We start from the raw sequence: 8918 nt of genomic DNA on the forward strand, positions 1-8918 counted from the left end.
TCCCAGTGGTTAGTCGATCACCGGCGGCACGGCACCGCGCCGACGGTTCGCCCATGTCTCTTCGTCTTCCGTCAGGTAGTCGGGGCGCGAAGAACCTTCGCGGTCCTGCTCATCACGGGCGGGACGCTGGTTCCCCCGGCCTCCCATGGGCGAGCCCGCAACGCGGCCGGATCCAGAACCGGCAGCGCCACGGGGAGTCCCGACGACGCCGTTCGTGCTGGGAGTGCCGCGGCCGACCGGGCGTGCCGCCTGGTTGCCGGAGTTGGCGCCCACGACACCCGCCTGGCTGGGCCGAGCCGCAGACGTGCGGCCTGCGGCCGGACCCTCGCCGCCGACGACCGTGCCCCTGGGAATCCGCGATCCGGTGTTCCCACTCTGCGAGCGCTGCTGCGTGCCACCGACGATGGGGTTGGAGCGGCCGGCACTGGGACCGGTGCTCGTACGCCCGGTGGCGGGCTGACCCGGGCCACCGGAACGGCCGACGGCCGGAGACTGCGTACGCGGTCCGCCCGCCGTCCGCTGACCGCCGGGGCTCTGGCGCTGCGCGCCGGGTCCACCCGATCGGCCCATCTGCGGCGTGGAGCGCCCGCCCTGCGTGCCCTGCGAGGTAGCCGGAGGCCCGCCCGCCTTCCCCATCGGTCCGCCCGAACGGCCCAGAGCCGGGGACGTCGTCGGTCCGTTCGGACGGCCCACGGCGGTCGGGCCGGTCGTGGTGCGCGGAACGCCCGGCGTGCCGGTGGCCCACGGGTTCGTCGTACGCGGAGGGGTGCCGAGCCCGACCGTGGGAGGCATTCCCGGGCCGGTCGGCCCCGGGCTTCCCTGAGGCACGGTCGGTGTGGGCGTGTGAGGCGTGACCGTGGGGGCGGGAGGCGTCGCGATGGTGTCGATCTGGACACTCGTGTCCGGCTGCTGGACCTGCTCGGTGCGGGCAGGCCCCACCGAACGGGCCGGATCGGTCTGGTCGAGTCCTCCCGTGCGAGACACCGCCTCGTGCGTGCGTGTCTCGCTGGCACCGACGTGTCCAGCCGACTCCCTGGCCAGGCCCTCACGGGCCGTACCGGAACCCGAGCCCGAGCCTGAGCCGTCAAGTTCTCGCTGCTGCCCGGACGGTCGCGGAACCTCGGCCTGGTACGTCTTCGGCGGCTTCGGCATCACCTGCGCCGCCAGCGTCCCTTGGGAAACGGCGTAGAAGGACGCCAGACGGTTCATCTGGTTGATGGCCTCCTGCCGGTCCTTTTCGACCTGCAGCGCCTTCTGGTAGTCCGGGTTGTCCTGAGTCTTCTCCGCCGAGTTGAAGTCCTCGGGCTTCTTCTGGATCAGCCGGCCGTCCCGCGGGGGCTTGGAGTTGCGTACGGACGCGAGGCCCCCTGCGGCCACCTTCATCTGGACGCCGACCGCGTTGGAGACCCTGCCGATACCCCAGGCGTAGCTCACGACCTCGGAGCCGTAGCGCTGGAACTCCGTGGCGGCCTCGCCCTCCCACTCCGTCGTCCTGACGCAGCCGTCCAGCTCCTGTGCGGCCGCGTTGAGGGCCTTCGTCGCCTCCTCCAGGGCTTCGCCGGCATCCGACAGATCGGTCGGGTTGGCGCTCTCCAGGAAGTCGATCATCGCGTTGAGTCGCTGATCGTCGAACGCGGTCTTGCCGAAGACGCTTCCGGGGTTCCTGATCCCCAGAGCCTCACCGAAGGTGTCGTTCCACCGTTCCACCGCGTCGGTGACGGCGAACTTGCCCTTGATCTCCGCCTGGTCCTGCTGCTGAGCCTGCTCCTGCTGCTGCGTCCGCTGCGTCGGATCCGGGTACGACGTCGGCTTCTTCGTCTCACTCATCGGTCGTCACCCCAGGTCCGTCTTGCCTCGGCCGCCCTCTCGGCGAGGCTTCGCCGGCTGAGCGGGATCCGTGGTCCGCGAGCTTTCCTCACGTTTGATCGCCTCATCGCGCTCACGGTCGAGGCGCGCCTGGATCTCATGGAAACGCCGACGCTGCTCGTCCTCCACGTTGGCATAGCCCACATCGGCACCATGGACGCCGATGGACAGGAGCTCGATCTGGCCGCTGAGCGACTTCGACAGCGAGACGAGTTCCCCGTGGACGCGGGCGTACTCCGCGTAGAAGCCCTCCGCCTCGGCGAAGGGGATTCCGGTACCGAATGACCCACGGGTCACCCGCTCCATGCCCACCTTCGCGGCACCGCCGTTGCCACCCTCGAGATTCGTGATGATGCCGTCGACGCGGTCGCGGAACTTCCTCAACGCTTCGACGCCGACCTTCAGGTCAGTTCCCACGGCAACCCCCCACACCCGTCACACCCGTCGCCTCGAACACGAGCCGATCCTCCCCGTTTACTACCACTGTCCTACTTTGCGATCGTGGCGACTCGCGATCCACGAATTGCATCGCGTACCACTGTAATCGGGGGGACTGACAGTCCCAAGTCTCTTCTTTGTCACGAGACTTCTACAGTCGGGCGTTGCACTCGTGTGCGGCCGCAATCTTCACTGCACGGTCCGGCGCCTTCTGCGCCGGGAGTCCCGTATCGCCACCGCGCAGCCCGCGATCGCCGCCACCAGGACGCCGCCGCCCACCACCACGTAGGTCGCCAGGCGGGCGGACCGCTGGTCCGGGGTCTCGCCCAGGTGGACCGTGGCCGGGGTCGGGGCCTCGGCGCGGGTGACGCCCTCGCGGGCGACCGGCTTCTCGATGGGTTTGTCGTCCTCCGTCAGCGCGCGGACCGGGTCGACGACGCCCCAGCCGACGAGGCGGTCGTGGCCCGCGACGGAACGTTCGGCGGTCTGTTCGATCTGGGCGACGATCTGGGCCTGCGTCCAGCCCTGGTGCTTGGCCTTGATGAGGGCCGCGAGGCCGGCGACGTACGGGGCGGAGAAGCTGGTGCCGTTGTCGGCGCAGTGGCCGCCGCCCGGGACCGTGGAGATCATGTCGACGCCGGGGGCGGCCACGCCCACGAAGTCGCCGGACTGGGAGAACGCGGCGCGTTCGTTGTTGCGGTCGGAGGCGGCGACGGCCAGGACGCCCTCGTACGAGGCGGGGTACGTGCGCTTGACGTTGCCGCCGAGGCCGTCGTTGCCCGCGGAGGCCACGACCACGATCTCCCTCGCCAGGGCCTTGTCGATGGCCTCCTTGAGCAGCGGGGTCGGCTCGACGGCGTTGGCCGTGTCCTGGGAGATGTTGATGACGTCGGCCTCTTTGGCGATCGCGTACTGGATCGCGTCGGCGAGCGTCTTCGCGGTGCCGTGGCCGTCCGCGTCGTTCTGCTGGACGGGGATGATCGTGGCGTCCGGCGCCAGGCCCACGAAGCCGGTGCCCTTGGCGGGGCGGGCGGCGATGATGCCGGCGACCTTGCTGCCGTGGCCGACGGTGTCGGTGGTGCCGTTCTCCTTGCCGCGTTCGAGCTTGTTGCCGTTGGCGTCCTTGGCGTCCTTCGGGATGAGGTTCACCCCGCTCTTCGCGTCCACCGCCTTGGCCAGCTGCGGGTTCTTCACGTCGACGCCCGTGTCGATGACGGCGACCCGGACGCCCTTGCCGGTGGACTGCGACCACAGCTGGTCCATCAGGACGCGCTGGAGCGACCAGGGGCGCCCTTCGTACTTCTTTCCGGGGAAGGTGCATGGGGAGCTGTCCTCCGCCGAGGCCGTCGATGCCGTCGAGAGCGGCAGGCCGATGACGGAGAGCACCGTTGCCGCCGACACGGCGAGCAAGCGTCGGGTAACCATCGTCGTCCCCGTCCTCACGAGCCCTGCGGCTGGCGCGCCGCGCCCGTGGACAGGCGGGGGCCGGTGGGCAGGAAGGTCGACCACTCGGCGGGGATGGGCGTCGGGTTGACGTTCTTGTACCCGAGGCGGCTCTGGGCCTGCTGCGCCTCCGCCTGCCGCGCCTGCTTCTCCTCGGCCGAGCCGCTGGAGCCGATGCCGGCGTCGTCGGTGGCGCTGTCGCCGTTGGACTGCATCGCGTAGCGGAGTCCGGTGTCGGTGACGAGGAAGAGGAAGCCGCTGGAGGTGGTGGATCCCTTGAACTGGCGGAAGAGCTGGCCCGATCCGGGCGTGACGTACGCGCTGCTGGAGCCGGTCGGCAGGGTGGCCGGGAAGTCCTTGCCCGCCCACGTGCTCAGCGTCGTCTTCCCGCTGTCGCCGTCGACCTTGCGCAGGACGTTGCAGACGGTGTTCCGGTTGCCGGAGCCGGCGCCCGCCTCGTTGACGGGGACGGGCTGGGCGCGCGGCCACTTCTTGCCCTTGCCGAACGCGCGGCCCGGCTGGAAGGCGCCGCCGCTGACCGAGGTCGCCTGGCCGGCCTGGCCGAGTTCGACGAGCTGGCGGCTGTTGAGGAGCAGCTTGGCCATGAAGTCGGAGACGGGGGCGACCCGGTCCTTGAGGACGACGTACATCTGCTTGCGGGTGCCGTCCGTCGCGGACAGCACCATGCCGACCTTGTTGACGTCGGCGCCCAGGCCGCTCACTCCGGCGGGGCTGCCGGCCTGGCCGGGGAGGGTCGGGAAGGAGATGGCGTCGCCCTGGTGCAGGGTGCTCAGCCACGCGGTGGAGACGCGCTGGGCGGCCCGGCCCTGGCCGACGAGCTGGCGCAGGAGCAGTTCGTCCTTCTCGACGGGGTAGGCGGTGCCCTTGGCGTCGACGACGTAGCGCTTGGCGTCGGGGCCCTCGACGTACAGGAGTTCGCCGCCGGTGAGGCGGTCGGCGCCGTCCGTCTTCTTCTCCTCGCGCTGCGCGAGGACGAACGCCGCCTTCTGGATCGCCCGGCCGCCCTCGCCCGGGCGCTCGCACACGGCCCAGCGCTTGGAGCCGCCGGCCTCCGGCTCGCTGGGCAGGCGGTCGGGGGCGTAGGGGATGCCGAGGGTGGCGCCGTGCGGGATCTTGCCGTCGTCGAGCGCGGACTCGTCGACGTTGATGACCTTGCCCTTGGCGGGGTCGAGGAGCAGCTTGGCCGACGACATGTTGAGGACCGGGTGGAGTTGGGTCTTGCCGCCGGTCTTGAGCACCACGTACCGGGTGGTCGACTTGCTCGCGATGATGACGTTCTCGCCGGGGGTGTCCCAGCCCTTGGGGGCGACCGGTTTGAACATGCCCCAGGCGCCGAAGACCGCGAGGATCACCACGCCGACGATGGCGCCCGGCGCCACGGCGCGGAGCGGGCGCGGCGCGCCCTCCTCCGAGCCCGTCGGATTCGGCTGAACGAACTGTGCGATCAGTCTCCGCTTCGCGAAGGTGTAGGCGTTCAGTTCATCGCGTCGTGATGCCATCTGATTCGTCGTCCCTCTCCCCGTCGGGCGACCAGGTTCCCACATTCGACAGGCCGTTCCGTCGCCCCGTCGGCCCCTACTATGCCTGTCGGCACTTGCGTCTCACCGCTCAGGTAGGGTGATCGCCCGGTCAACGCCCATGGGAAATCGGCTATTACGGACACGAGGGGGCAACGCGGCGATGAGTACGACGACGCGTGCACGGAGCGGGCGGCGGACCACCGAACGGGAGGCGCGATCTTCCCGACGGCAACGCAGCAATGAACCCCGCGGCGGGCGCCGTCGCGAGCCTCGTCCGGCCGCGTCCACGGCGCCGCGGGGCACTCCTCCGGCCGTTCCCGCGACCACCACGCTGCGCCCCCTGTCGCGTACCAGCCGGGTCGGTCCGGTCCAGCTGCGGCAGCTCGTTCTGGTGGAGGCGGCGCTCGCCCTGGTGGCGGTCGGATTCACGCTCGGCGGCCTGTGGATGGTGCCCACGTGCGTCGTCGCCGGAGTGCTCCTCGTCCTGACCGTGATCCGCCGCCGGGGCCAGGCCGTGCAGGAGTGGCTGTCGACCGCGGCGGCGCTGCGCTCCCGCCGGCGCAACACCGCGCCCGCCGCGCCCGATTCGGACCCCGCCCTCGTACCGGTGACGGAGAACGTGCGGGGCTTCGGCGCCTCGCCGTACGTCGACCGCGACCACCGCACCATCGGCATGCTGGGCGACGGTTCCTTCCTGACGGCCGTGCTGCGCGTCGAGGCGAGCGGTTCGGCGCTGCGGCCGGTCTTCGGCGCTCGCGCGTTCCCGCTGGCGCTGCTGGGCGGTGCGCTCGACGTCGACGGCATCGTCGCCGAGTCGGTGCAGCTGGTCCAGCAGGTCCACGCCGCTCCGGCACCGCATCTGCCCCGCGAGGCCGTGGCCCGGCTCGCGTACACGCCGCTGCAGGAGAAGACCGGGGCGCCCGCCCTGCGGCTGACCTGGGTGGCCGTGAAGCTCGACCCCGAGCTGTGCCGGGAGGCGGTGGAAGCCCGCGGCGGCGGTCTGGAGGGCGCGCAGCGTTGTCTGGTCCGGCTCGCGGACCATCTGGCCAGCCGGATCACGGGTGCCGGTTTCCAGGCCGTGGTGCTGGACCAGGAGGAGCTGAACGCCACCATCGCGACCGCCGCGTGCACCAGCCCGCACGCCGCCGCGCGGGCCGGCCGGCCAGGGGCGGCGCCCCAGCGGCGTACGGCCGAGACGGCGCGGGTGTGGCGGTGCGACGACCGCTGGCACACCACGTACACGGTGGGCCGCTGGCCGGAGTTGGGGCGCGGTGCGACGCCGCTGCCCCGGCTGGTCTCGCTGCTGACCTCCGTACCGGCGTACGCGACGACGTTCAGCGTCACCGTCCGGCGCGGCAAGCGGCAGGGCGACATGGAGGTCGCCGGCCACGTACGGATCACCGGCGGCTCCGACAACGAACTGGTCCGGGTGCGCCGGACCTTGGAGCAGGCGGCGCGGACCGCGAAGGTCGGCCTGCTGCGGCTGGACCGCGAGCAGCTGCCCGGCATGCTGGCGACGATGCCACTGGGCGGTGCCCGGTGAGGGGACGGGGTGGAGCGGTGAAGGGACTGCGCGGTCTGATCGGCCCGCGGCACGCGGGGCACAGCATGCCCGCGGACCATCTCGGGGCCCTTTCCCTCCCGGTCGGCGACGACGGGGTGGTCATCGGGGAGGACGCCGAGGGGCGGTCGCAGCTGGTGGGCTTCCACCGTTCGACGCCGTACGACGTGCTGCTCATCGGCGGTCTGTGGACGGCGCAGGTGCTGGCGCTGCGCGCGGCCGGCACCGGCGCCCGCGTGGTCGTCGAGACCGGCCGGCCGCGGGAGTGGGTCCGGCTGGCCCAGGCGGCGGGCGCGGGCCTGGAGTGCATCACGCTGCACGACGTGGGACGGGTGCCGCCGCTGGGCGCGACCGTCGGCAGTCCGGTCGTCGTGGTGCGGGACTGCGGCATGCGGCCGCCGCGCGGGCGGGTCGTCTCGTCGCCGTGGCAGTCCGTGCTGACGCTGCTGCCGTATCTGAGCCCGGTGGCACCGCGGTTGATGCGCGCCGCCACGCTCGTCGGCGTGCAGCGGGTCTCGCCGCAGGAGGCCCAGCAGACGGGCCGCATCCTGGGCCTCGCGCAGAGCGAGGTCGACGCGCTGCCGACGCTCGCGGACGGCGTGACGCTCTGGTGCGGCGGCGGTGAACGGCACTGGGTGATGACGACGCCCATGGACGCGGAGACGGGCCTGCTCGGCATGGCCCGCCGGATGGACTGACCCGTCGAACACGCCCCGGCGGCACACGAAGCCGCCTAGTATCCGTGCAGTGACGCTGAGCTACCCGAACTGCTGGGTGTCACGGGATACTTGGGCCGGCCTTCCGGCCGCGAGCGGCAAGCGAAAGGAACCCCCATGGGAAGCGCGCAGGAGAAGGACGAGCTGTACGCCCTCGACATCTCGGGTGTCGAGTGGCACGGCGCCCCCGGCACGAGCCCGGACGAGGAGCGGGTCGAGATCGCCCATCTGCCGGGCGGCGCGGTCGCGATGCGGTCCTCGCTGGACCCGGACACCGTGCTGCGGTACACCGAGGCGGAGTGGACGGCGTTCGTACTCGGCGCCCGCGACGGCGAGTTCGACCTGCGCTGACCGCGTCCTGCGGGGCGGCCGGGTCCGGTCGTGCCTGGTCACGCCTGGTCACGCCTGGCCTTGTTCGGTCTTGTTCGGTCTTTTCCGGCCTGTCCGGCCGGCGGTTCGCGTGCCCGGCCAGGGGTACGGCCGCCGGTCCGCCGCTCCTCCCGGGGCGTCCCGTCGTCAGCACACCGGATCGGTCGACGGACCCCGGACGGTTGTACGGGCTTGGCGCACACGGCTCTTCGAACACCGTCGCACGGGAGTGACCGGAGCGCGGCACGTGACGCAGGGGACAGCTTCCGGGAGCGGACGGGCCTGCCGCACGGGTGTTGCGGGCGTTTAGGGTGGGTCGGGGCGCGGCATCGACCCGCGGGCATGTTCGTCATGTTCCCGGGGTGAGCCGGGCCGATCGGCAGTGAACGGTGGCCCCGACGCACGACCGCACAGGGTGCTCGACCACACCAGGAGGCAAAGTGAACGGCGATCGCGACGACATCCACGGGGACTGGAACCTTCCCGTCGACGAGTCCGACGCAGATCCCGCCGAGATGACGGGTGAGTTCACCATCGACTACACCGCTCCGGCCTGGTACACGCAGAACGCGTCGGGCGGAACGGGTGGCGGGGTGCCCACGCCTCCTCCGCCGACCGGTGCGCCCCTGGCGATCCCGGACGGCTGGACCTCGAACCCGGCGGCCCCTGCTCCCACCCCCGCTCCGACGCCGGGACCGGCCGCTGTTCCGGCGCCCGCTCAGGAGCCCTCTCCGGTGCCCGTTCAGGCCTCCGCGCCCGTACCGGAGCAGGAGCACGAGCCCGCGGCCGTGCCGTTCGGCGGCGGCGACGTGGAGAGCGGTGCGACCATGCGCTTCTCCCCCGCCGCGCTGAAGCGCGAGTTCGCGGAGCGCGACCGGCAACTGGCGGAATCCCGCGCGTCGTCGGCTTCAAGCTGACCGGTCAGCTCAAGCCGGGCACCACCGCCACCGACCTGGTGCTCACCATCACCGAGATGCTGCGCAA

The 8918-nt window shown here is 71.8% G+C and carries 8 protein-coding genes and 1 pseudogene; 5 read left to right on the plus strand and 4 right to left on the minus strand.

Translation table 11 applies throughout. The annotated features are described in order from the left end of the window. Positions 1 to 9: 9 nt before the first annotated feature. The 4 genes from ABZ693_RS32175 to eccB form a co-directional block, all read right to left on the minus strand. On the minus strand, positions 10 to 1827 hold the full coding sequence (locus tag ABZ693_RS32175; RefSeq protein WP_359884741.1) for a mediator complex subunit 15 domain-containing protein: 1818 nt from the start codon (positions 1825 to 1827) through the stop codon (positions 10 to 12). A gap of 6 nt (positions 1828 to 1833) precedes the next feature. Then, positions 1834 to 2283 carry a DUF2563 family protein gene (locus ABZ693_RS32180; RefSeq protein ID WP_359884743.1) on the minus strand — a complete coding sequence of 150 codons (450 nt, stop codon included), beginning with the start codon at positions 2281 to 2283 and terminating at the stop codon, positions 1834 to 1836. 210 nt (positions 2284 to 2493) lie between these two features. After that, a complete protein-coding gene (mycP, locus tag ABZ693_RS32185; RefSeq protein WP_359884745.1) occupies positions 2494 to 3729 on the minus strand; it encodes a type VII secretion-associated serine protease mycosin in 1236 nt (411 codons plus the stop codon). Positions 3730 to 3743: 14 nt separating this feature from the next. Next, positions 3744 to 5267, minus strand: a complete 1524-nt coding sequence (gene eccB / locus ABZ693_RS32190; protein WP_359884747.1) for a type VII secretion protein EccB — start codon at positions 5265 to 5267, stop codon at positions 3744 to 3746. Positions 5268 to 5448: 181 nt separating this feature from the next. On the opposite strand from eccB, the gene eccE reads away from it, so the two are divergent. From eccE to ABZ693_RS36215, 5 genes and pseudogenes are all read left to right on the plus strand, one after another. Further along, complete coding sequence (eccE, locus tag ABZ693_RS32195; protein ID WP_359884748.1) at positions 5449 to 6831, plus strand: type VII secretion protein EccE; 1383 nt, start codon at positions 5449 to 5451, stop codon at positions 6829 to 6831. Positions 6832 to 6896: 65 nt separating this feature from the next. Then, positions 6897 to 7547: a hypothetical protein gene (locus ABZ693_RS32200; RefSeq protein ID WP_359884753.1), complete on the plus strand. Its 651-nt coding sequence runs from the start codon at positions 6897 to 6899 to the stop codon at positions 7545 to 7547. 135 nt (positions 7548 to 7682) lie between these two features. After that, complete coding sequence (locus tag ABZ693_RS32205; protein WP_359884750.1) at positions 7683 to 7916, plus strand: DUF397 domain-containing protein; 234 nt, start codon at positions 7683 to 7685, stop codon at positions 7914 to 7916. A 458-nt stretch (positions 7917 to 8374) separates the two neighbouring features. After that, entirely contained in the window at positions 8375 to 8851 is a 477-nt protein-coding gene (locus ABZ693_RS32210; protein WP_359884751.1) for an SCO5717 family growth-regulating ATPase, read from the plus strand. Continuing rightward, positions 8818 to 8918, plus strand: a pseudogene (locus ABZ693_RS36215) (aconitase family protein); the annotation flags it as partial. The gene ABZ693_RS32210 and the pseudogene ABZ693_RS36215, both read left to right, overlap by 34 nt.

Source organism: Streptomyces laurentii (genome assembly GCF_040635425.1).
Taxonomy (GTDB): domain Bacteria; phylum Actinomycetota; class Actinomycetes; order Streptomycetales; family Streptomycetaceae; genus Streptomyces; species Streptomyces laurentii.